The 23,538-nt window shown below is 58.4% G+C and carries 21 protein-coding genes and 1 pseudogene; 6 read left to right on the plus strand and 16 right to left on the minus strand.

All coding sequences use genetic code 11. The annotated features are described in order from the left end of the window. Positions 1-36: 36 nt before the first annotated feature. The 5 genes from CGLUCO_RS04505 to CGLUCO_RS04525 form a co-directional block, all read right to left on the minus strand. Entirely contained in the window at positions 37-1,599 is a 1,563-nt protein-coding gene (locus CGLUCO_RS04505; RefSeq protein ID WP_084035882.1) for an MDR family MFS transporter, read from the minus strand. A 155-nt stretch (positions 1,600-1,754) separates the two neighbouring features. Next, positions 1,755-2,657, minus strand: coding sequence for a 5-oxoprolinase subunit C family protein (locus tag CGLUCO_RS04510; protein ID WP_084035880.1), 903 nt, complete (start codon positions 2,655-2,657; stop codon positions 1,755-1,757). Next, entirely contained in the window at positions 2,650-3,315 is a 666-nt protein-coding gene (locus CGLUCO_RS04515; protein WP_084035878.1) for a 5-oxoprolinase subunit B family protein, read from the minus strand. The genes CGLUCO_RS04510 and CGLUCO_RS04515 overlap by 8 nt, the downstream gene beginning before the upstream one ends. A 2-nt stretch (positions 3,316-3,317) precedes the next feature. Further along, positions 3,318-4,070, minus strand: coding sequence for a 5-oxoprolinase subunit PxpA (locus CGLUCO_RS04520; protein ID WP_005395864.1), 753 nt, complete (start codon positions 4,068-4,070; stop codon positions 3,318-3,320). 104 nt (positions 4,071-4,174) lie between these two features. Then, positions 4,175-5,455: an NRAMP family divalent metal transporter gene (locus CGLUCO_RS04525; RefSeq protein WP_084035876.1), complete on the minus strand. Its 1,281-nt coding sequence runs from the start codon at positions 5,453-5,455 to the stop codon at positions 4,175-4,177. A gap of 334 nt (positions 5,456-5,789) precedes the next feature. Here CGLUCO_RS04525 and CGLUCO_RS04530 point away from each other — a divergent pair, with 334 nt between their 5' ends. Continuing rightward, entirely contained in the window at positions 5,790-6,572 is a 783-nt protein-coding gene (locus CGLUCO_RS04530; protein WP_050765606.1) for a GntR family transcriptional regulator, read from the plus strand. 75 nt (positions 6,573-6,647) lie between these two features. On the opposite strand, the gene CGLUCO_RS04535 is transcribed toward CGLUCO_RS04530, so the two are convergent. Both CGLUCO_RS04535 and glpX read right to left on the minus strand, forming a co-directional pair. Then, on the minus strand, positions 6,648-8,051 hold the full coding sequence (locus tag CGLUCO_RS04535) for a class II fumarate hydratase (RefSeq protein ID WP_084035874.1): 1,404 nt from the start codon (positions 8,049-8,051) through the stop codon (positions 6,648-6,650). 215 nt (positions 8,052-8,266) lie between these two features. After that, positions 8,267-9,283 (minus strand): class II fructose-bisphosphatase, encoded by a 1,017-nt coding sequence (glpX, locus tag CGLUCO_RS04540; RefSeq protein WP_005391893.1) that lies wholly within the window; start codon positions 9,281-9,283, stop codon positions 8,267-8,269. A 326-nt stretch (positions 9,284-9,609) separates the two neighbouring features. Between glpX and CGLUCO_RS04545 the strand changes: the two genes are divergently transcribed. After that, positions 9,610-10,158 carry a DUF4245 domain-containing protein gene (locus CGLUCO_RS04545; RefSeq protein ID WP_231286153.1) on the plus strand — a complete coding sequence of 183 codons (549 nt, stop codon included), beginning with the start codon at positions 9,610-9,612 and terminating at the stop codon, positions 10,156-10,158. A gap of 9 nt (positions 10,159-10,167) precedes the next feature. Here CGLUCO_RS04545 and CGLUCO_RS04550 read toward each other — a convergent pair whose 3' ends face one another. Together CGLUCO_RS04550 and xseA are read right to left on the minus strand one after the other, a co-directional pair. After that, a complete protein-coding gene (locus CGLUCO_RS04550; RefSeq protein WP_005391899.1) occupies positions 10,168-10,428 on the minus strand; it encodes an exodeoxyribonuclease VII small subunit in 261 nt (86 codons plus the stop codon). A gap of 39 nt (positions 10,429-10,467) precedes the next feature. Continuing rightward, the gene (xseA, locus tag CGLUCO_RS04555) at positions 10,468-11,703 is read right to left on the minus strand and encodes an exodeoxyribonuclease VII large subunit (RefSeq protein ID WP_084035872.1); all 1,236 of its coding nucleotides are present in this window, start codon (positions 11,701-11,703) and stop codon (positions 10,468-10,470) included. 98 nt (positions 11,704-11,801) lie between these two features. Between xseA and CGLUCO_RS04560 the strand changes: the two genes are divergently transcribed. Next, on the plus strand, positions 11,802-12,779 hold the full coding sequence (locus CGLUCO_RS04560; protein WP_050762634.1) for a 4-hydroxy-3-methylbut-2-enyl diphosphate reductase: 978 nt from the start codon (positions 11,802-11,804) through the stop codon (positions 12,777-12,779). Between the two features lie 21 nt (positions 12,780-12,800). Here the strand turns inward: CGLUCO_RS04560 and CGLUCO_RS04565 are convergent, their stop codons facing one another. The 3 genes from CGLUCO_RS04565 to CGLUCO_RS04575 all read right to left on the minus strand — a co-directional run bounded on the left by CGLUCO_RS04565 (position 12,801) and on the right by CGLUCO_RS04575 (position 16,389). Further along, entirely contained in the window at positions 12,801-13,829 is a 1,029-nt protein-coding gene (locus CGLUCO_RS04565) for a DUF6542 domain-containing protein (protein WP_231286154.1), read from the minus strand. A 62-nt stretch (positions 13,830-13,891) separates the two neighbouring features. Then, positions 13,892-14,950 (minus strand): DNA recombination protein RmuC, encoded by a 1,059-nt coding sequence (locus tag CGLUCO_RS04570; protein ID WP_005395870.1) that lies wholly within the window; start codon positions 14,948-14,950, stop codon positions 13,892-13,894. A 29-nt stretch (positions 14,951-14,979) separates the two neighbouring features. Further along, positions 14,980-16,389, minus strand: coding sequence for an AI-2E family transporter (locus CGLUCO_RS04575; protein WP_005395872.1), 1,410 nt, complete (start codon positions 16,387-16,389; stop codon positions 14,980-14,982). Between the two features lie 104 nt (positions 16,390-16,493). Here CGLUCO_RS04575 and CGLUCO_RS04580 point away from each other — a divergent pair, with 104 nt between their 5' ends. Beyond that, on the plus strand, positions 16,494-16,859 hold the full coding sequence (locus tag CGLUCO_RS04580; RefSeq protein WP_005391905.1) for a DUF2218 domain-containing protein: 366 nt from the start codon (positions 16,494-16,496) through the stop codon (positions 16,857-16,859). Positions 16,860-16,962: 103 nt separating this feature from the next. Continuing rightward, positions 16,963-18,042, plus strand: a complete 1,080-nt coding sequence (ychF, locus tag CGLUCO_RS04585) for a redox-regulated ATPase YchF (RefSeq protein ID WP_005391906.1) — start codon at positions 16,963-16,965, stop codon at positions 18,040-18,042. 3 nt (positions 18,043-18,045) lie between these two features. Here the strand turns inward: ychF and CGLUCO_RS13045 are convergent. Both CGLUCO_RS13045 and CGLUCO_RS04595 read right to left on the minus strand, forming a co-directional pair. Continuing rightward, a pseudogene (locus CGLUCO_RS13045) lies at positions 18,046-18,436 on the minus strand (peptide chain release factor I). 19 nt (positions 18,437-18,455) lie between these two features. Next, on the minus strand, positions 18,456-19,778 hold the full coding sequence (locus CGLUCO_RS04595) for a hypothetical protein (protein WP_005391908.1): 1,323 nt from the start codon (positions 19,776-19,778) through the stop codon (positions 18,456-18,458). Positions 19,779-20,154: 376 nt separating this feature from the next. Between CGLUCO_RS04595 and CGLUCO_RS04600 the strand changes: the two genes are divergently transcribed. After that, positions 20,155-21,129 (plus strand): NAD(P)-binding domain-containing protein, encoded by a 975-nt coding sequence (locus tag CGLUCO_RS04600; protein WP_084035868.1) that lies wholly within the window; start codon positions 20,155-20,157, stop codon positions 21,127-21,129. A gap of 73 nt (positions 21,130-21,202) precedes the next feature. On the opposite strand, the gene CGLUCO_RS04605 is transcribed toward CGLUCO_RS04600, so the two are convergent. Together CGLUCO_RS04605 and cmtR are read right to left on the minus strand one after the other, a co-directional pair. Further along, positions 21,203-23,095: a heavy metal translocating P-type ATPase gene (locus CGLUCO_RS04605; protein WP_005391910.1), complete on the minus strand. Its 1,893-nt coding sequence runs from the start codon at positions 23,093-23,095 to the stop codon at positions 21,203-21,205. Then, positions 23,092-23,451, minus strand: a complete 360-nt coding sequence (cmtR, locus tag CGLUCO_RS04610) for a Cd(II)/Pb(II)-sensing metalloregulatory transcriptional regulator CmtR (RefSeq protein WP_005391911.1) — start codon at positions 23,449-23,451, stop codon at positions 23,092-23,094. Before cmtR ends, CGLUCO_RS04605 begins: the two co-directional genes overlap by 4 nt. Between the last annotated feature and the right edge of the window lie 87 nt (positions 23,452-23,538).

Here is a 23,538-nt window from a genome sequence, read left to right on the forward strand (position 1 = left end):
AGATCTGAAAAGGCCGTGTACAGATCCTTTTCGGGTCTAAGCAATTTCTGTCTTCAGTGGTTCTTCCTTAACAAAAGCAAGAATCAGAGCGGCGACAAGTGCGAGGGGCGACAGGACGAGGAAGATAGGAGTCAGCGCGTCGGAGTAGCTCTGCTGAATAGTAGTCTGAATGACCTCGGGCAGCTGTGCCAGCATACTCGGAGTGAGCTTATCCGTGAATCCGCCTCCGGCCTGCGCCATCTGCTGCTGGGCCTCAGGCGGAAGCTGTGCGATGGCCTGTGGCAGCTTCCCCTCCAGGCGATCTTTCAGCGAACCCGTGAAGAGACCACCGACGAGTGCGGAACCAAGCGTGCCACCGATCTGCCGGAAGAAGTTGTTCGCGGCGGTAGCTGTTCCCACCAAGTTCAGGGAGAAGGAATTCTGCACAATGAGCACGAGGATCTGCACACCGATACCGAGCACTGCGCCGAGTGCCAGAAGCATGATGCCGACAACCCATAGTGGCGTGTCTGGTTCCATGAAGCTGAGGACAACCATGGCGAAGAACGTTCCGACCATGCTGACAACAGGGAACCACTTGTAGCGACCATAGCGAGTAACCAAGTTGCCCACCAGTGTCGACGTCATGAGCAAGCCAACCATCATCGGGGTCATCATGAGGCCCGCCTTAGTCGGGGTCATCATGTGCACCATCTGCATGTACGTAGGTAGGTAGGCGAGGGTGCCGAACATAAACACGCCTGTGGCGATACCCGCCAGGGTGGTGAGATTAAAGTTGCGGACCTCGAATACCGACGGCGGTACGAGGGGGGCGCTTACCTTTCGCTCGACAAAGAAGAACAGAACGTAGAAAACTACCGCGCTGATGCCGAGACCGATGATGATCGGGTCGGACCATTCGTAGGTGTTACCCCCCCACGTGGACATCAGGATGAGGGTCGAGGTGGCCACAGCCATAGTGAGGATGCCCCAGACGTCTACGTTGACGCGGCTGTGGGAGCCGCTGTTATGCAGGAAGTAAACGATGCCTGCAATGGCAATGAGGCCCAGCGGGACATTGAGCCACAGGCCCCAACGCCAGCCCGGACCGTCGGTGAACCAGCCACCGAGCACGGGGCCAAGCACGGAGCTCACACCGAACACGGCACCCATGATGCCCATGTACTTACCACGATCACGTGCGGAGACAACCTCGGCTGTGATGGCCTGCGACAGGATCATGAGACCGCCACCGGCAGCACCCTGAATGAGCCGGGCGATGATGAGCATTGTCATCGACTGGGCGAAACCGCCGACAATCGATCCGACAATGAACACGGCGATTACGCCGATGAGCAGGTACTTCCTAGACATCTGATCGGACAGCTTGCCAAAGATCGGCATGGCAATTGTCTGTGCCAGCATGAAGGAGGTAATGACCCAGCTCATGAGCTCGACGCCGCCCAAGTCGCCCACAATGGTGGGCAGGGCGGTGGAGAAGATCATCGATCCCAAGGAGCTCATCAACATGGTGAGCATCAGGGCGATGAAGGCGAACCACACCCGCCGGTTATCGGAATGGTTCGCTACACTTTCTGTTTCTTGTTGTTCGTTTACCACGTATCCTCACTTGCCGCGTGTAGAAAACTTAAGTGCTACCAAATAATAGGTAACGCGTGACGAAGTGATACTACGCCCTCCGGAAAAATTCGCAACTGAGCACGCTCCAAGAATGAGCAAATCGACGCCCAAAAATGGGCGTCGACAAGCCAATACTATCTAACAGCGAACCTGACGGAATCCCCCGGTCTCAGCTGGGCAACGCGGTCGGCAGACCGCGCAGACAACACCGCGATGACTGGATAGCCACCGGTGACGGGATGGTCGGGACCGAAAATAACCGGTTGTCCGTTCGCTGGAATCTGAATTGCGCCACGGACTGTCCCCTCGCTGGCCAGCTCCTCAGTTACTGCCCGCTTGAGTGGCTTCGGTCCCTCCAAGCGGACGCCGATGCGGTCGGAATTACCACTGACGATGTACTCCTGCCAGAGGAAATCAAAGATGGCATTCGTTGTGAACCACTGCGAGCGGGGCCCCAAAATGACCGTGAGCAATTCCTGGGAACGCTGCGGCCAAACCGGCGGAATACTCCGTACGCGGGGGACCCATGGATCTTCTTCCACGAAAGAACCGGCGTAAAGGACATCTCCTGCCTGTAGTGGCGCAGGGCCGAGGTTACTCATTGTGTCGCGGGAGGCACTCCCGAGTTCCGTCTCCACGTCGAAGCCACCACGAATCGCGAAGTAGGCTCGCATACCTGCTTCCGCGCCGAGCAACTTGATGGTCGTGCCGGGTACAACATCGATGACAGCTTGCGTGTACTCCATCCGTGGCCGTTTCCCTGGGTACGTCACCTCCACAGGGGCTCGAGTACCGAGAATCGTAAACGAAGTCGTGCACGAGAACTCCGCCTCGAAGCCACCATGCAAAATCTCCACCATCGGAGCGTCCTGGCTATTGCCCAAAACGTGGTTGGCGCGGGCATAGCTCATTCGGTCGAAGCAACCAGACGGGGTCACACCCATGCCCGCGTAACCGAACCGGCCACGATCCTCGATGAGAGCCATGATGCCGGGATTGAGGATAGTCAGCGCGGGAGTCTTTTCATGGTTAGTCATTCTTCACCTCAAAACGGACGAGCTGGCCTGGCCGGATAAGCGCCGGGGGAGTGCGGGACGTATCCCACATGGCGAGGTCGGTGTGCCCCAAAAGCTGCCAACCGCCCGGGCTCTGCTGCGGGTACACACCGGAAAATGCGCCAGCCATGCCCACGGAGCCCTGCGGAATACGGGGGCGCGGAGAATCCAAACGCGGAACCGTCGGGAAATCGCCGGTGGGAAGGAGATACGTAAATCCGGGAGCAAAGCCACCAAACGCGGCCTTCCACGTCATCCCTGAATGCATAGAGACCACATCATCAGCACTGACACCCCATAGCTCGGCGACAGTGCCCAGGTCTGGGCCGTCGTACACGGTAGGTACCGTGACGATATCCTCCCCTGAAGAGAGGTTGCCCGCCGCTGGAGTTTCCAGGTGTAGCGATTCCATCTTGGCGACAAAGTCGCGGGGTGGCTGAATCTTCGGATCCAGCATGACGAGGAGTGTGCGAGCTGCCGGGACCATATCGACAATGCCCTCTAAACCCCGTTGCTGAGCGTCCTTTAGACGCTGGTGGATGGAAAGGACACCGTCCTGAACAGTTAAGCCGGCTTCGATGGATTCAGCGTCATCGATATCGATCAATACAGCGGCATCGCCGCATGGACGTGCTTTCATTGTTACGAACTCACCGCAATTCCGTTGTGCGATAGCGTATCGCGAATAGCGCGGACGAGATGTAGTGCGTGGGGGTTATCGCCGTGGACACAAATAGAATCCGCCACCACCTGGACATCCGAGCCATCAACGGCCGTGATGGGCTTGTCTAACGCAAAATTGAGAGCCTGCTCTGTAGCCTTCTCGTCGGAATCGTGAATCGCGCCGGGTTGAGAGCGAGGAACAAGGGAGCCGTCCTTCTCGTACGCGCGATCGGCGAATGTTTCGGAGATAGTAGGAAGGCCTGCCTCCTCCGCCCATCCCAAGACAGGGGATCCTGCGAGCCCCATGAGTGCCAGCTGGGGGTCTGCGAGTTTCATGCCGGCGATAACGGCTTGGGCCTGCTTGGCATCCCTCGCGATGCGGTTGTACAACGCTCCGTGTGGTTTCACATACTCCACCTCAGTTCCGGTTGCACGGCAGGCTGCCTGGAGAGCACCGATCTGGTAGAGCACTTCTGCTGTCAGTTGGTCGAGGTCGTAATCGATGAAGCGACGTCCAAAGCCCGGCAGATCTCGGTAGCCGACATGGGCACCGATGCGCACCGAGTTTTCCTTCGCCCGTCGGACAGTGGTGAGCATCACTAGCGGGTCACCAGCGTGGAACCCCGTGGCGATATTAGCGCTAGTGACAAGCCCCAGCACCTCCTCGTCATTGCCGATGTGGAAATTGCCAAAGCTTTCTCCCAAATCACAGTTGAGATCGATCGAGGTCACCGAACGTTCCTTTCCGTACGTCGAACCTTGTGCCGCGAATGGTACACGTCGCGTCAAATATAGGTGGTATTAATTGTAAATTTTAGCTATCGCTGAAGCGGCGACTAAAGGATGCTCCAAATTCCCGAGAAGCTGCGGAACGCCAAGTACCACGCGGCCACAAGCGCGAACAGGCCAATGAAAACCAGCCACTTGGGGTACGGGTAGCCCTTGAGCAGATCCTTCTGTCGGAACACCGCGATGTAGAGCATGAGCGTGAAACCGATGGGGAGGACGAGACCGTTAAAAGCACCAGCAAAAACGAGCAGCTTGGCGGGAGCAGTACCGAGAACGATGAAGAGAAGGCACGAAACGACAATGAAGATGATCGTGATGATGTTCTGCTTCTTTCTGTGCTCCTCACCAGAAGAAACGATGAAGGTCGCAGACGTGTAGGAGCACCCGACAATCGAAGATAGGGCTGCAGCCCACAGAACAACGCCGAAGAATCGAAGCCCAATATCTCCTGCTGCCGCCTGGAAAGCCTCCGCAGCGGGGTTCCCATCGGTGCTGAGGACGACACCGCCAGCGACGACTCCGAAAACCGCGAGGAAGAGCAAGATTCGCATGACACCTGTCACCAAAATCCCGGTGACGGAGGACTTGGTGACGCTGCTTACTGCCTCAGGCCCCGTCTTTCCCGCGTCAAGCATGCGGTGGGCACCTGCGTAGGTGATATACCCGCCAACAGTGCCACCGACAAGAGTCGTGATCGCCACGACATCAATCGTCTCCGGTAAAACAACGTTTTTCAAAGCCTGACCAACCGGGGGACCAGACACGATCGCCACGTAGGTGGTGAGGAGGATCATGAGGGAGCCAAGGATGACGAGCACGCGATCCAAAGCCATTCCGGCTCTCTTTGACATGAACAGAACACAGCCAATGACGGCTGTTATGACCCCGCCGATTTTCACATCGAGCCCCATCATGGCATCAGTTCCCAAACCTGCGCCGGCAATATTGCCAATGTTGAAGACAATGCCACCCATCGCAATGAGGATGGTGAGAAGCCATCCAAGGCCTGGGAGGACGGTGTTGCCGAGTGTTTGGGCTCGCTTGCCGGAGACGGCGATAATGCGCCACACGTTCAGCTGGATGCACACGTCAATGAGAATGGAAACGAAGATGGCAAACGCCATGGCCGCTCCGAGTTTTGCCGTGAACACCGCAGTTTGGGTGAGGAATCCCGGCCCGATAGCCGATGTGGCCATGAGGAAGATTGCGCCAAGGATGGCTGATGAAGCCTTCTTGTCCGATTCATCCTTTTGGTGTGGAGTGGTAGTGGCTGGGGTTGAAGAAAATATGTGGTTTTCGTTCGTGTCGCGGGGTGTAGGTGATGTCACATCCGCCTCCTTTCGCTGGTGGGTACGGAACACCGAAGCGGTGAAAAATATACTTACCTTTGAATAACAATGTGTTGTTATTGTTAGAGCCGGAAGCTTGGGATCATAACCGATTCGATGTGCCGATGGCGCTTTAAGCAGCGTCTTGGTATCAAGTGGTGGAGGGGCGGGTGGGGCACTTCCGGGGGTATGTAGCATTGTTGTTGAACGAAGCTTTATAATCGAAGTATAAATAAGGCATAAAGTTCAGACAAGCTTTTTCTGATGCGTTAATCGGCGTAAACGAGATTTTAGGGCGCATAAGCTGCTTGAACTTGAAGGAGAAAAAGTTATTATGCGCGACCTCACACATACCCCCGAATTCACCCCTGAAAGTGGGGATGAGTACCTTCTTCACCGGCCCGAGTTTGCCACATCGTCGCCGGATCCCGAGCGGTGTCGTGTTGCCCCCGATGGGTCGGCGGTCCGCATGACAGCGGAGATTGCTGCAGACTCGCTGACTCTCAAGATTTTCAATGGCCATTTCGAACCAGGCGCGCGCCTCGCAGAGGTCGCACTCGCAGAGGAACTCGGCATTTCTCGCAACACACTCCGGGAAGCTTTCCGCTTGCTGGCTCACGCGGGCCTTGTCGAACATCTCCCGAACCGGGGTGTCTTTGTTCTCAAGACAACCGCATCTCTCCTGCGTGATATCTATTCTTTCCGTCGCACCGTCGAAATCGGAGCCCTGCCAGCACTCATCAGAAACGAAGATTCGCTGCAAAAACTTCGGTCCGTGTACGCAGATCAGCAGAAAGCTATCCGGGAAGCTAATTGGATGGTTGTCGGTTCGGCCAACGGCAGATTCCACCAAACAATCGTTGATGCCGCCGGCTCCCCTACACTGAGCGAAGCAATGCAGGCAATCAATGCACGGTCTCGTATCGCCTTTCTGGAATACTCCGATACGCCTGGACTGCACAGCCGTTTCTCCAAAGTGAATGGCCAGATTCTCACAGTAGTAGAGCGCAGGGACCTCAAGGAAGCCGTGACGTTGCTTGACAGTTACCTCGTGGAGGCACATAACGAGCTGTTCATCGGTTTGGGGTTTGATAAGGACGCCAACCGACGTGACTGATGCGCATGGGGGCGCTAAAAACCCCGTGAGTTCAACGGAAGCTGAAATCACGGGGTTTTATTTTTACGCGAGGAACTATGCGTCGCGTTCCGTGTTGCACATGCTCAGGACATCGAGACGCTTGTCCAGCTCTTCTTCGGTGAGCTGTTCGCCGTCAACGAAGCCCAGGTCAATAACGGTCTGGCGGATGGTCTCGCCTTCCTTGAGAGCCGTCTTTGCTACCTTTGCTGCGTTCTCGTAGCCGATAGCAGAGTTCAGCGGAGTCACAATGGACGGGGAGGACTCTGCGGAGTGACGCAGCTTGTCGGTGTTCGGCTCAGTTCCCTTGACCAGGCGTTCTGCGAATACGCGGGCGGTGTTTGCCAGCAGGTGAGCAGACTCCAGAACGTTACGAGCCATCATCGGGATGAAGACGTTGAGCTCGAACTGGCCTTGGGCGCCACCGAAAGCAACAGCAGCGTCGTTACCGATGACCTGCGCCGCCACCTGCGTGGCGGTCTCACACAGAACCGGATTAACCTTGCCCGGCATGATGGAGGAACCCGGCTGCAGCTCGGGGAGACGGAGCTCAGCGAGACCGGTGAGCGGACCGGAGCCCATAAGACGAATATCGTTAGCGATCTTGTTCAGGCTAACGGCAACGCTGCGCATGGCACCCGAAAATTCAACGAGGCCATCACGGGCAGCCTGCGCCTCGAAGTGGTTCTTGCAGGGACGAAGCGCATCGACACCGGTGAGGTTGACGAGCTCGGCCGTCACCTTTTCGCCGAATTCGGCGGGGGTGTTGAGGCCGGTTCCTACGGCAGTACCACCGATCGGAAGTTCGCCGAGGCGGGGGAGAACGTTTTGAACACGTTCGATACCGGCCTCAATCTGACGAGCGTAGCCGGAGAATTCCTGTCCGAGGGTGATCGGCGTGGCATCCATGAGGTGAGTGCGGCCAGACTTTACCACTTCTTCCCACTCCTCAGTCTTCTCCGCCAGCGCATCGTGGAGAACCTGGAGACCGGGGATGAGGTCGTTAACCGTCTCCACCGTGGCAGCAATGTGCGTTGCGGTGGGGAACGTGTCGTTGGAGGACTGTCCCATATTGACATGGTCATTCGGGTGTACCTCTACGCCGTTGTTGTGGCAGATGGAGGCGATAACCTCGTTGGTGTTCATGTTGGATGACGTGCCAGAGCCAGTTTGGAACACGTCGATGGGGAACTGATCGTCATGCTCGTTGTTAGCGATTTCCTTCGCTGCAGCGATGATTGCATCGGCCTTCTCTGCATCGAGAAGCCCCAAGGCCTTATTCACCTTGGCGCACGCAGCCTTGAGCTGGCCAAGAGCAGAAATTTGGGGGGACTCCAGCCCACGGCCGGAAATGGGGAAGTTCTCCACTGCACGTTGCGTCTGAGCGCGCCAGAGCGCGTTGACGGGCACCTTCACTTCGCCCATGGTGTCATGTTCGATCCTGTATTCCTGGTCTGACATTTCACTTCCTTGTCTCGGAGTATGTAAACACCTTCTACCTTAGCCGGTTCGCTCGAGCAGTGGTGTGATGATTGGAGTAAAAACGTGAAAGATTTGGTATTTGTCATACCTCAACGTCTGGAGTGAGCCAAGGAACGCATAGAAAACGCCCCCGGTCCCTTTCGTCAGGCCAAAGCGCCACGTGCGAAGGGGAAACCGGAGGCGGAAAAGGAGGACTACTTATCCTTCGGGCCGTAATCGACTACGGAGTATTCCTGCAGCTTCTTGAGCTGGTGGATGGAGTCAATGTAGCGCACCGTACCGGACTTCGAGCGCATGACCACGGAACGAGTGATGGCCCCGTCAGGGCTGTACGTCACGCCACGAAGCATATCGCCGTTCGTCACACCGGTTGCGACGAAGAAGCAGTTATCGGACTTGACCAAATCCGAGGTGGTGAGAACTGTGTCCAAGTCAAGGCCGGCGTTGCGTGCCTTCTCGCGCTCTGCCTCATCACGAGGTGCCAGGATGCCCTGGATTTCGCCGCCCATACACTTCATTGCGCATGCCGTGATGATGCCTTCCGGGGTTCCGCCAGTACCCATGCAGATATCGACGGAGTTCATCGTCTGAGACTGGGCAGCGGCAACGGAACCTGCGACATCGCCATCATGAATGAGACGGATCTTGGCACCCGCAGCGCGAATTTCCTTGATGAGGTCAACGTGGCGCGGGCGGTCCAGCACAGAGACAACAATCTGGGAAACCGGCTTTTCCTTCGCCTTGGCAACCACTTCAATATTGTGTTTGACAGGAGCCTCGATATCGATGAGCCCTGCAGCAGCCGGGCCCACCGCGATCTTCTTCATGTAGAAAACGGCAGAGGGGTCATACATGGAACCGCGCTCAGCAGCAGCCAGAACGGAAATCGCATTCGGACGCCCCTCGGCCATCAGGGTGGTGCCGTCGATTGGATCTACGGCGATGTCGACATCAGCGCCTTTGCCAGTACCAACTTCCTCGCCGTTGAACAGCATCGGGGCCTCGTCCTTTTCGCCCTCACCGATCACGACGATACCTCGCATTTCAACGGAATTGATGAGCTTGCGCATGGCGTCGACGGCGGCACCATCGCCGGAGTTTTTCTCGCCGCGGCCGACCCATCGGCCACTTGCGAGTGCAGCCGCCTCCGTCACGCGTACGAGTTCGAGAGCAAGGTTACGATCCGGTGCTTCGGGGTGGTTAGCAGTCATATGGTTGGGCCTCCTACAGGCGTATGAACACACTGCACTCCGCACCTGCCTAAGCCAAAAGGCCAGGATATGGAGTTGCAGTCAATAATTTCTTATTTCCCAGAGTACTACTGTCGCTTCCCTAAAAGGGCATATGGTTATGACCACACAGCCGAAAACGGATGTGTGGAGTGAAACGCCAGGTAAAGCGGTCGTGGCGGAAAGATGAAGCAACTAAATCGGGGGTGTCCGTTTTTCTTATTCGGTCCGGCCGCACGGTTGCTGGTCTTTGGATGCTGCACAGCCTCATGTGTCTCCTAAAGAAGTAATCTGGCACAATCGATGCCGTGGCTGAAAAGAAACCTCGTGTATTTCAAGGAATGTCCGATATGGCGCTGTCCATGGCGGTGATCGTGGTCATCATGGTCATCTCAGTGGGTTTCACCGGCCTGTGCTCGTTTAACCCTGGCGCGCCTGAAAACGGTCCCGTGCAGGAGGTAGATGCCACCAATTTCATCCAGCAGGAACAGGCTAATTCGCCGTTTCCGGTGGTGCTACCTGAGATGCCGGAGGGGTGGGTGACTAACTCGGCCAGGCGGTCAGCTTTCGGTGAAAGCATCGCGCCGACGGTGGGGTGGGTGACTCCAGCCGGTGGCTACGCACAATTGATGCAAACCAGTGCATCGGTCGATGACATTCTCGCTTCCTACGCGGCAGCCTACGAAGAGACCGGTTCACCCACGGTGGGTGGCGTGGTGGCTCATCACTATGCGGCTGACGGTGAGCGTGATGTGTATATCGCAGACACCGGCGAAAATCGCCTGGTAGTCACTGGCTCTGCTGACGAACCTGAGTTGGAGGAACTTCTGGCAGCCGCGATTGAGGCACGCAAGTAAAAGTTTCTCTTAGGCCTGGAGAGAGGAATCGTCCTCTGATGTTCCTAATACCGCCTCAATTTTGTTTCGCGCTCCGTTGAGATGTTCCTCGCACCGCTTTGCTAATGCCTCTCCTCGCTCCCAGTAGGCGAGCGATTCATCTAGACCCATTTGTCCCAGTTCGAGTACACGGACGACGTTGACGAGTTCGCTGCGGGCCTCCTCGTAGCTGAGGTTTTCAACGGGTTCAAACTCCGGCCGGTTTCCCGCGCCGATGGTCTCTCCTGCCATGATGAAAGGTCCTTTCGTAGTTGTAAAAATGTCTTGCTTTTAGTCCGCGGGGGTAGTGCTCATCGTTGCGGCAGTGATGGATCCGTCGGTGACTCGGATCCGCAGCTGGCTCCCGGGTGGGGTCTCGGCGATCGTCGTGACTACGTGAGTGTCGGATCCATCCCGGGGGACGACCTGCACCACAGAATATCCTCGCTGCAGCGTGGCTGCAGGTCCAAGCGCAGTCACGCGTGCGCGCAGACTGACTATGTCGCGGTCCTCCTGGGCGAAAACCGCCGCCACGCAACGACGCGCTCGCTGCGTGTAGTCGGAGATGATGGCTTCCTGCTCCTCGACGATGGTATAGGGATTTTTAAGAACGGGGCGGGAGCGAATGTTCGCCAGTCCTTCTTCCTCGCGCACGACCCAAGACCGAAGAGCGTTCGCCGCGCGGCTCCGCATTTCTTGGATCATGAGTGCCTCCTGCATGGCATTTGGAACGACGTTCTTGCCCGCATCCGTTGGAGTTTTCGCCGCGAAGTCCGCGACGTTATCCAAAATTGGCTGATCCGGTTCGTGGCCGATGGCAGAGATCACGGGTGTCTGCGCAGCGGCGACCGCGCGGACGAGACCTTCGCGAGAGAAGGGGAAAAGATCTTCTACGGAACCGCCGCCGCGGGCGATGATGATGACATCGACATCGGGGTCGGTGTCCAGCTGAGCCAGAGCCGCGATGATCTCTGGTTCCGCGCGTTGTCCTTGGACTGCGGTGTTGATTATTTTGAACTGGACAGCGGGCCAGCGATCGTGGGTCACCTTGAGTACATCTCTCTCCGCAGCCGAGCCCTGACCCGTAATAAGACCGACGCACCGGGGCAGGACAGGGAGAGGCTTCTTCAGCTCCGGTCGGAAAAGTCCTTCTGCGGCGAGATCGCGACGAAGTTGTTCGATGCGGGCTAGCTCTTCACCGATACCAACATGCCGGATCTCCGATACCATGAGCGAGTACTGGCCGTTGCGCTGGTAAACGCGGGGCTTACCGTGGACGATGACGCGGTCACCGCTGGTGATGTTCGCGGCGGTGGCGATGTTCGTGGGGCAAGTCAGCTGCATGGAGATATCATCGTTGAGATCTTTAAGGCTGAGGTAAGAAAAGGACCACGTGGGTTTGATATTGACTTGAATGAGCTCACCTTCGACCCATGCATCGCCGAGACGCCCAACCCAATTCCCCACCAAAGTGTTGATGGTGGATACGGAAAACGGGTGGTCAGGGCTTGTCGTCTGCTTCGCCATCGGGGCTCCTACGTCCTTTCCATTGCAATTGCTCGTCCTTTGAAGCCTACCGCGCCCCGCGTGTGACGGCGAAGACGAAAGACGGTAGCCTTGGATTCATGCCAGTAGATAACGAGGCCCAGTCAGGTAAGAAAGTTCTTCTCGCAGCTCCGCGTGGGTACTGCGCGGGTGTAGACCGTGCGGTGGAAACGGTGGAACGAGCGTTGGAGAAATACGGTGCCCCCGTCTATGTGCGCAAGGAGATTGTGCACAACCGCTACGTGGTGGATACGCTCGCTGAGCGCGGTGCAATCTTCGTTGATGAAACAACCGATGTTCCAGAAGACGCCCACGTGGTGTTTTCGGCCCACGGTGTGAGCCCGGCTGTTCGTGGCGAGGCGAAATCGTTGAACCTGAACACGCTGGATGCAACGTGCCCGCTGGTGACCAAGGTCCACAACGAGGTGAAGCGCTTCGACCGGGATGGTTACACCATCTTGTTCATCGGGCATAAGGGCCACGAAGAGGTGGAGGGCACGATGGGTGAGGCTCCCCACACAACGCACCTCGTCGATGGTCCTGCCGGTGTAGATGAGCTGCCGGAGTTCGGCCCGGAGGAAAAACTCATCTGGCTGTCCCAAACGACACTGAGTGTGGACGAGACGATGGAAATCGTGAATAAGCTCCATGCGCGTTACCCGCAGCTGGAGAATCCGCCGAGCGACGATATCTGTTACGCCACGCAGAATCGTCAGAGTGCGGTGAAGGCGATTGCGCCGAAGTGTGATTTGCTCATCGTTGTCGGTTCGCAGAACTCGTCCAACTCGAAGCGTTTGCGGGAAGTGGGAGTGGAGTCCGGTGCGAAGGCTGGCTACCTCATCGATTACGCGAGCCAAATTGAGGATTCCTGGCTCGAAGGCGTGAACACAGTCGGGGTGACCTCCGGCGCATCTGTTCCGGAAATTCTAGTGAAAGACGTGTTGGCGACGCTCGATGAGCACGGCTTTTCGGAGGTGGAAACGGTTCAGACCGCCACAGAGAAGCTCGTTTTCGGGCTTCCCCGTGAGATTCGCCCTGCGAACCGGGCTAAGCGCTAGGAATTTTTTACTTGTCGACGCCTACTGGTACAGGTCGTCGTCGACGGAGCGGTTGGCCGAGGAGTGGTGCGTCGAACCCCCCTTGGCCTGGCGCCGCAAGAGATCCTGGACCGTTACGGTCGAGCCGCTGTGTCCCGTTGTTCGGGCGCGTCCTTTGCTTCTTGGTGCTGACGTGGATGTGGAAATCCGGCGTGCTCGCTGTGCTACCTGACGATTTTTTTCATCTGAGGAACGCTGCCGCCGGGAGGTTTCTTCGCGTTGCCGGACTTCGCCACGTTCGGCGCGACGGAGTTGTGCCAGTCGCAGATAGCCAATGGCTGCAGCTCCCGCAGTGATGATGAGGAGGAAGGGGAATTGTTGGAACAGCGGATAGGCCGCCCCGATGAGCACGGTGGCTGAAAAATTATTGTCGCTGTGTGTCTGCGCAACGAGCCAGCCAGCGAAGGGCGTGACGATAGAAAAAACGAGGGGGATCTGTGCCACAGCCAAAAAAATGCCTCGTGGCTCTACAAACAGAGCTATGCACAGGCTGATAAGGCCAAAGGAAAAGAGGTAGATCCATCCCAGGGTTCCTCCTGCCATGGAGATGACTGCACCGGTAAGAAGAGCAGCGATGAGCAGGAGCGGAACAGCCCATAGTGGGATCCCATGAATGCTCTCATGGCCACCCACCTCTGCTCGCCGAGGTGGGCGCGGGCGCGCCGACCGACTGACCTTCGTGGCGGTCGTAGCAGCGTCGGTAGACGGCGTCGTGTGTGTGTGTCGGCGCCTGCGATTTTGCGTGGAGCGATCATGGTCTGGGGTGCCCGACCCGGGCTGAGGCAGCGGAGAGCGTTTCGTTGTTGTCGTCGGATAGTCCCATTTATTGGACACGCGGGCCGACGCCGTGGGGGTGAACGAGTATTTCTGCCGGCCACGAGGTTCATTGTCGTCTGCTTGCCCTGCGGATACCGAAGAGGCGTCTACGCGGTGCGAGGCGCTCGGCTGGTGGCGTCGCTCGCCAGGATTAGAGGCGGGACGTCGATTGTTCTGCAGCGGTTGATCGGACACGAAACCTAATGTTACCTAGCCAAAGTGCAGAACGGGAACTGAGATTGCATTAATCAGATCTGCTATATGTCCCACGTGTTCTCTGCGCTGTGGCCAGACGCGTGCCGTGGATGGCGTTCCAGATGCTCGATCACTGGGAGCTCGCCCTGCGTTCCGCCATCGAGCTCGAGTTCTGCCAGACGCCGAGCGGTGACGGCAACACGTGATTCCATGGAGCCGATCATTACATTGTACTGTTCGACGGTCTTGTCTAGCAGGCTCCCTAGCTTTGCGTAGTGCTCGTTGAGCGTAGCGAGACGGCGGTAGAGCTGTGTGCCCAATGCGTGGATTTCACCGGCTTTGGCCTCTACGTCGGCGGATTGCCAACCCAGCGCAACGGTGCGCAAGAGCGCCATGAGAGTTGACGGTGTCGCGATGATTATGTTCCGGCTAAAGGCGAACTCAAGGAGTTCTGAATCGCATTTCAGTGCTGCATCGAGGAACGAATCTGCGGGGATAAACATGACAACGAATTCGGGTGTATGTGCAAACCCGCGCGCGTAATCCTTGGCGGAGAGTTGCGTGACGTGCTGACGCATGAGATATGCGTGGCGGCGGAGATAGCCTGCCTGTTCCTCTGAGTCGTTGACCTCCAGCGCATCAGTGTAGGCGGATAGGGGCACCTTTGAATCGACGACGATATCCCGTCCTCCTGCCAGGTGAACAACAAGGTCAGGGCGAACGCGGGATGAATGGGAGGTGGTGGAAACCTGGGTGTCGAAGTCGCAGTGCTTGATCATTCCGGACAACTCAACCACGCGTTGGAGCTGCATTTCTCCCCACTGACCACGAAGACCCGGGCCTCCGAGCGTGGTGAGGAGCTTATCTGTTTTTCCGGCAAGAGCCAGGCTTGTCTGTGTAAGGTGCTGCATTTCCTGATTTAGGCGTGCAGATGTTTCTGCGCGCGAGACATCGAGTGCGTGCAGCCGGGAGGAGATTCCATCCATCGCATCGGCAAGCTGATTGGCAGTAGGGAGCTGTGCGACGGGGGACGATGAAGCTTGGCGGTCGCGGAGGAAGAACCCTACGAGGATGCCGATGACTATTCCGATCAGCAGGAAAATGAAGCCGGTTGCACTCATATCGTCCAACCGTAGTCGATTGAGGAGTCTTAATCGTCGGTTTTATGGAACAAGTGTGCGAGAGATGCGGTGGCTTCCTGCGCTCGAGAAAGGAGTGAATCGGTGTCGCTCAGTCCTCTACTTTCGGCTTTTTTGCGCTGCGCTTCCCGGGCTTCCCGTGCCGCTTCTTCTCCCCGTAACCCTGTGATGGATCCGGCTACGGTGGCGAACTCGATTTCGGAGGCAGTCTTTTCGCCGGAGCGCAGTGCCACAATGTCAGAAAGGTAACGCAGGAGCACAGCGACGGTCGCTGTGATCGGTACCGCGAGCAGTGCTCCGGCGATGCCGAACAACCCGCCGCCGACGGTGACGACCAGAATAACGACGGCCGGATGCAAATTCATTGCCTTGGACTGCAGCATCGGAGATAGGACGTTGCCTTCGAGCTGTTGCACGATGAGGATGAGGATGAGCACCATGAGCGCTTTGGTAAGCCCCATCGTTACGAGGGCGATGGCGACAGCCACTGTGCCCGCAACAAATGCGCCCACGATGGGCACAAACCCGGCAACGAAGGTGAGCGTGGCCAGTGCCAGGGCCATGGGGATCTTCATGACAACGAGTCCGAGCCCAATGAGAACGGCGTCGATGAGTGCGACGAGGGCCTGGACGCGGATGTAGTTGCTGAGGGTGTTCCAGCAGCGGGTGAGGAGTTCGGTCAGGTGCCAGCCGACCTGGCGGCCGGTGAAGGCGCGGGCCCATGGCATGAAGCGCTCCCCGTCCTTGAGGACGAAAAAGGTAATGATGAGTGTGATGGTGGCCAGGACGAGTAGCGACGAGGCTGCCCCAAGGCCGGCGAAAACCCCGCCGGCGATGTTCCCAGCCTGCTGTTGGATCCATGCCACCGCCTCGCCGAAGATGCGGTTGAAATCCTCTCCCTTGAGCGACAGCGGGGGTTCCTGGGCCCATAGCTGGAGGCGCTGGATCGCGTCGACTGATTGAAAGTACAAAGTTTGAGATTGCCGTGCGACACCGGGCGCGATGAGTGCGATAATCGCCGAGAACGCGCCGAGTACGGTGATCATTGTGACGAGCGCGGCGAGCCACGCTGGAAGTCGATGACGCTTGAGCCAGGCTGCCGGTGGCCACAAAACAGAGGAGATAAGCAGCGCGAGAGCGACCGGGAGAACTCCTTGCCAAAGGGCGCCGAGGATGCGCCATCCTGCGTACACGGTGACGCCGATGACGAGCAGTCGGAGGCACCAGTGGGAGAACGTAATGACACCTGCGGCGAGGATCGTGGAGCGATCGATGTTGTCCCGTTCCTGCAGTTCCTTGAAGGTTGCGATGGCCTCCTGCGTCTCTGCTGACTGCGGTGAACCGACGGCGACGGCTTCTCCGACCGGAGAATTAGCCTCGGTCGCGTCGTCGACAGGCTCGGATGAAGGAGTTTTTGTCACACCCTTATTGTGCCCTAAAAGATGGCCACGATGACACTCCGGTGTTTCCCCAGCTATAGAAAACTTTGGTTAGTCTTGGCTAAGCTAAAGGGTATGCTGAAACAATGGTATCTATTGCCCACGTTGCGTCCGCTCGTGCGGAACGGTACGGGAAGCAACTTGCCAGCCACTTCAGCCACAAGATCGAGGCTAAATGGGACGAAGAAAACAAGATGGGGTATGTCATCTTCGCCCTTGCGGAGCCAGAGAATCAAGAGGACGTGGTCCGGTGCGACATGGACGCGCGAGAAGATAAGCTCACACTCACGCTCACTGGCCCAGCTCCCGGCATTGGCAGGATCGAGGGAGTCGTGGCGCGCCACCTTGTCCGGTTTGGCAAGCAAGGGGAACTGGAGGTCACCTTCATCCGAGATAACGGTGAGACATCGACCTTCGTCTACGAAGACGGGATGACTGGGCCCGGCAAGTAAACCGCTGTGTCAGAGCACTCGAGACTGTGCGACACAACCCTGCGGCACGATTGCCCAATGGCCCACACATTCCGCAAAAGGGACATTGCTAGGATAATGAGCTGTGAGCCTTACACTTGGAATTGTCGGATTGCCCAACGTGGGCAAATCAACCCTTTTTAACGCACTGACGCGAAACGATGTCCTCGCCGCGAACTACCCGTTCGCCACGATCAACCCGAACGAAGGCATGGTCGAACTCCCGGACGAGCGACTCAAGGTCCTCGCCGAGATGTTCCACTCTGAGCGGATCCTCCCCGCCACCGTGTCCTTCGTCGACATCGCCGGCATCGTTAAGGGCGCGTCCGAGGGGGAGGGGATGGGCAACGCCTTCCTCTCCAACATCCGCGAAGCCGACGCAATCTGCCAGGTGGTGCGTGCCTTCTCCGATGAGAACGTGATCCACGTCGACGGTCGCGTCGATCCTGCAACGGATATCGCGACGATCGCCACGGAGCTCATACTGGCGGACCTGCAGACCATCGAAAAGGCCCTGCCACGCCTGGAAAAAGAAGGCCGCAAGAGCAAGGAAATCAAGGAGCAGGCCGAGGAGACGAAGAAGGCGCAGGCTATCCTCGAGGATGATCGCACCCTCTTCAGTGCACAGGACGAGATCGATCTGTCACTTCTCTACGATCTACACCTCATGACGGCGAAGCCCTTCCTCTACGTGTTCAACTCTGACGAGGCCGTGCTCACCGATGAGGCGAAGAAAAAAGAGCTGCGCGAGCTCGTCGCTCCCGCCGATGCCGTGTTCCTCGATGCCAAGACCGAGACCGAGCTTCTCGAGCTCGAGCCCGACGAGGCCGCTGAGTTGCTGGCCTCCGTCGGCCAGAACGAGCCGGGGCTGAGCACCCTGGCCAAGGCCGGTTTCGCCACCCTTGGACTGCAGACATTCCTCACCGCCGGGGAGAAGGAATCACGTGCGTGGACGATTAAGCAGGGTTCGACAGCCCCGCAGGCCGCCGGTGTCATCCACTCCGATTTTGAGCGTGGCTTCATCAAGGCCGAGATCGTGTCCTACGACGAGCTCATCGAGGCTGGCTCCATGGCTGAGGCCCGCGCCCACGGCAAGGTGCGCCAGGAGGGCAAGGACTACATTATGCGCGATGGCGACATCGTGGAGTTCAAGTTCAACGTGTAGCGCTTAACCTCTGCGCTGAACTCTTTGATCCCGGGACGTGATGAGGACTGGGGCTATTGTGCTCCCCCGAACGCTACGACTCGGAGGCACGAGGCTGTGTCACAGGTGCAAGCGAGAGGACCAGGAGCGAAACACAGATGCACGTGCGCCCGACCTATCCAAAGACGGAACCGTCTAGGCGGTGCTCGAGGTTGCGCGAGATACGGTGACGTTGGGTGTCGGTATGCGATGCGCATTCGGCGACATCGATGGAAAGCTGGACTTTGCTGTCCGTCGTGTTGGTGCCCTGGACACCCGGAGCCGACGATTTCGCGAAACGCTCCGCGAGATCGGCGGCGGCGATGACCGCACCGTCGGGGATCCCCGGGCCGGGCGCGATGGTCAGGTCGTTCATGCTACCCAGCCTAGGTGCCCTACAACCGTTTCTCGTCTCGGCGGAAGCGGAGACCGCGTCGCGACGGAAGGGATTCAGCCTCAGTATTATCCTCGTCACCGGTTGATTCGAGCGCTTTTTGCTCCTCCTTCTCCCGTCTGGCTTCGATTTCAGCGGCCTTCGCAAGCAGCCGGTCTTCGCTCATATCGCGAATTTTCTCAGTGGCCTTCTGAGCCTGATCCACCACAGACTGACGGGCGCTTTTCGCAGCATTGACCGTGTCTCCCGCTAGCGACATCACAGATTGACGCCAGCCCTGGACCTGGAGACGTTCCGCATCCTCCACTCTCATCCGAACATGCTGCGCGAACGCGCTGATGATGTCGTGAATATCGTTCGCGTGTGCAGTGATGTGGCGTGCGCGAATCGGTTTGGTCACCCAGACCTGATTGCTCAGTTTGGCTGCATCGCGGATGGCTGAATCCATCGCGAGCAAACGGCGGGTGGTCGATTCCAATCGATCCTTGCGCGCTTCGACGATTCCTTCCCGATGAGAATCCAGCTGGGCTGGCTCAAACTCGTTCACGTGAGCGATCTCTATGACATATATCCGATCATGTAGGTAGATGCTCCGAGCAGCGACACCTAACCAAAGCCGCAGATCATCCTTCAGGCCTTCAAGAAGGGCCTCAATTTTCTTGGAATTGTTCTGATGCTTCCGAAGTTGATCAACTGCGTCATCGAGTTGTTCGATGACGTAAGACTCGATGCCATTCAGCGCTGACCCTAGGTGGTCGACCTTCGACCAAGTGGTTGCCGAAACGCTGTTACTGCGTCGGTAGAGTTCGTCAGCTTCTTCAATCGTGTACTGGATACCGCCAAGCTGGGCCAGCGCATCAATTCTGCGCTGGCGAAGGAGAACATCGAGCTTCTCATCGATAATCTCCAAATACTCCTTGATCTCCGCGATCGCTGCCTCAATTGCCGCCTGTGCGGCAATGCCGGCAGCATTCGAAGTCATGGCTGGCGAAAACTTCACCTCTTGAAAAGATGCGTGTTTAAAGAACTGACCTGGATTGTCAGCGAGCCCAAGATCACCCCGACGCAGGACTCCGGAAACCGGTCCCTTTGAGGTGCGGTGCTGGAGCATCATCGCGGTTTCGTCAGTCGCCTTGTAGTACTTGCCAGATTTAAACTGGCGGTCGGATATCGAGCTCAGCACATTGCTGGCGCGGAAAAGGACTTGCGGGGACATAGGCTCGAACTCGGACGCGGCGGTGGAGGGGAAGCGGTCTTCCTCGCTAAGGATGAGCAATCCTTTACCGTCTGCCAGGAAAGCCAGTTCATTACGTGCATTCTCCATACAAAGAAACTTTGGTCATGATGGGCAGCAATCAACCCGGAAAGCGACTTCGCTACCGGCCCAGGCTCGCCTAGATCTGCATTTTCAATCCAGTAGGTCAAGGTACTGCTTCCGCACCATCATCGAGTGGCGCTTTATATACATATCCCGAGGTGGCTGCATTAAGAGAGAATTCCAGTTCGATATCGTGCTTTTCCGCACTTCGCCAGGCTAAAGGCCGGAGTGGTGGGTTCCGCAGTTTTCTGACTGCGCTGGTTAGACTTGCGGATATGAAGCGTCTGTCTAGCAGGGTCGTGGGGTTGCTGGTGTTGTCCTGTCTGCGTGTGGCGTCGCTTCCGGGCGATAGGAGGAATGATGTCTGAGAAGGTGATCTCCATTGACTGAGTATCACACTGGCATCGTTGTAGGGGGTGGCCAGTCCGGCCTAGCTACGGCATATTACTTGCGGCGCTTCATTGTGGACTTCTTGATCCTAGACAACCAAGAGGAACCCGGCGGAGCGTGGTTGCATACGTGGACGTCATTGACGCTTTTCTCCGCTGCGGAATTCTCCAATCTGCCCGGCTGGCCCATGCCGCACTACCCGGGATACCCGCCGGCAAGCCATGTCATCGACTATCTGGAAAGCTACGACCTTCCGGTCGGGCGCCCAGTGCATGTCCACAGCGTGTCCCATGAGGAAGGGATGTTCTACCTCAGTACGACCGCCGGTCAATTCACGGCGGAACACGTTGTCGCTGCCACAGGCACGTGGTCCGCGCCCTTCGTGCCCTACTATCCCGGCACTTTTCGCGGACGCCAGTGGCATTCGTCGACCTACCCCGGCCCCGAACCATTCCGCAGTGCGAAGGTCGCTGTGGTCGGTAGGGCGAACTCGGGTGCCCAGATCGCCGCGGACCTCATCGGGACGTCGGAGGTCACATGGTTCACACTTGAGCGGCCACGCTGGATGCCTGATGATGTCGATGGTCGCGATCTGTTTCTCCGCAGCCGCCGCCGAATTCTCGGTGGCGATGCCGGCCCGAACCTCGGGGACATTGTCGCACTGCCTCATCTACGTGAGCTCCGCAACTCCGGTCAGCTCACCGCTACCCCCATCTTCGATAGCTTGAGCGAGCTCGACCACGACCATCTGATCTGGTGCACTGGTTTCCGTCCATCCCTCGGTCCATTCCGCCACCGCATGCGCGGCCGTGAAACTGCGGTGAAGAATCTGCATCTAGTCGGTTATGGCAACTGGACCGGCGACGGCTCGGCAACGCTGATGGGCGTGGGGCCCTTTGCCAAACACACTGCCCAAGCTGTCGCGGGCCGTGTCGACGAAGCTCGACATCAAAAGTTTTTGAGATGACGCTTGGTCCCTGAGCAGATCGATCCTTCCAAGATCCGCGTCGGAGAGCTGGCACGATGGACGAAAGTGTGGCTCAGCGCTTCGCTTGCGCAGCCCGCAGGCCGTTCAAGATCACGATGACTTCGGCGACCTCGTGAACCAACACGACGGCGGCCAAACCCAGCACGCCGCTGATCGCCAGCGGCATCAACACGATGATGATAGCCAGAGACAGCACGATGTTCTGGTTGATGATCCTGCTGCCTCGGCGGGCGTGTTGCAGTGCCTGCGGGATCAGCCGGAGGTCGTGGCCGGTGAAGGCGACGTCAGCGGACTCGATCGCGGCATCAGAGCCGGTCGCTCCCATCGCTATACCCACCGTTGCGCCCGCCAGTGCCGGAGCGTCGTTGATGCCGTCGCCGATCATGGCTGTCGGCGTCTTGGAGGAGAGTTCGGCGACGATGCTTGCCTTGTCCTCTGGGCGTAGCTCGGCGCGCACGTCGTCGATCCCGGCGATTTCAGCCAGCGCCCGGGCGGTGCGAGTGTTGTCGCCGGTGAGCATGCTCACCTTCACGTCGTTAGCGTGCAGGGTCTGCACAGCTTCGGGCACCTCGGGCCGCAGCTCGTCGCGGACCCCGATCGCCCCGGCGAGGGCGTCATCGACGGTGACCAGTACGCAGGTTTGGCCCTCGGACTCCATGCGCTCAACGTCTGCATTCAGTGGCCCGGCGTTGATCCACCGGGGGCTGCCCACCAGCACCCGTCGACCTTCGACGGTGCCGCCGATGCCATGCCCGGCTTCCTCTCTGATGTCCAGAGCGGCGGGCGCTTCGGGCCCCGCTGCCGCGATCGCCGCGGCGAGGGGGTGCGTCGATTGCTGCTCAACTGCCGCCGCGAAGGCAAGCACCTGCGCCCGATCGAATCCCACCGCCGGGACCACACCGGTAACCTCGGGCTGGTTGCGGGTGAGGGTTCCGGTCTTGTCTACCGCCAGGTGACGGATGCCGCCGAGCCGCTCGAACGCCGCGCCGGACTTGATGACCACGCCAAACTGGCTGGCCGCGCCGATCGCGGCTACGACCGTCAGCGGAACGGAGATTGCCAGCGCGCACGGCGACGCTGCGACCAGGACCACCAGCGCGCGGGTGACCCACGTCTCGGGGTCGCCGAGCAGTGAGCCGATCACGCCGACTAGCACCGCCAGGATCATCACCCCGGGCACTAGGGGTTGGGCAATCCTGTCGGCGATCCGTGCGCGGTCGCCCTTTTCCGCCTGCGCCTGCTCGACCAGGTCCACGAGTGTGGTCAGCGAGTTGTCCGTTCCAGCTGCGGTCGTCTCGACCTCCAGCACACCGGCGGAGTTGATCGCTCCCGCAGGCACCTCGTCGCCGGGTGCAACCTCCTCCGGAATGGATTCTCCGGTGATCGCTGAGGTGTCAAGGCTGGAGCGTCCGGAACGAATGATGCCGTCCGTGGCGATCCGCTCCCCGGGGCGAACGAGCATCAGCTCGCCAACCACGAGGTCCTTCGCTGCGACTTCGACCGCCGTACCGTCGCGCTGCACCGTCGCGGTCTGTGGTACCAATTTCAACAGTGCCCGCAGTCCACCCTGGGCCCGATCCATCGCCTTGTCTTCCAGTGCCTCGGCGATCGAGTACAGGAACGCTAGCGCCGCGGCCTCTCCGACGTAACCGAGGATTACCGCGCCGACCGCGCTGATTGTCATCAGCAAGCCAATGCCGAGCTTACGCTTTGTGGCAAGGTTCCGGATAGCGCCGGGCGCGAACGTATACGCCCCTAGCAGCAGGCCGACCCAGAACAGTACTGTCGCGGGTGTCTCTAGCCCAGACCAGCCCAGCGCCAGACCTATGCAGAGGGCTACGCCGGAGAAGATCGGCAGTAGCAACTCGGGGTCCTTCCACCATGGCCGATCGAGATCTTCGATTTCCGTGGCTGGTTCGTGGTCGCATCCACATGCTGAAGTCATGCGTCCACTCCTTTTCCGCCGCAGCCGGGCACCGAGCACTCAGGGTCGATGCACGGGGCGTTTTCGTCGACAGCCAACGTCGCGTTCACTAGCGCGTTGAGCGCTGTCGCGAGGTGCGGATCGGCGATTTCGTAGCGTGTCTTGCGGCCCTCCGGCTCGGCGACGACGATGCCGCAGTCACGCAAGCAGGTCAGGTGGTTCGAGACGTTCGAGCGGGTCAGGTCCAGGTCGCGCGAAAGTACGGACGGGTAGCTCGGGCCGTCTAGTAGGGTCATCAGGATTCTGGAGCGCGTCGGATCCGCCAGGGCCCGGCCGAACCGGTTCATGACGTCGAGGCGCGAAGCAATGGTCAGCATGTGCTGAACTATACACCATCGAGTGAACTGACAAAAGCATGAAGATGCTGCGGCTGGCAGGAATTAGTCGATGAGATTGCCTGCGGC

Origin of the sequence: Corynebacterium glucuronolyticum DSM 44120 (assembly GCF_030440595.1) — a bacterium.
Lineage (GTDB): Bacteria > Actinomycetota > Actinomycetes > Mycobacteriales > Mycobacteriaceae > Corynebacterium > Corynebacterium glucuronolyticum.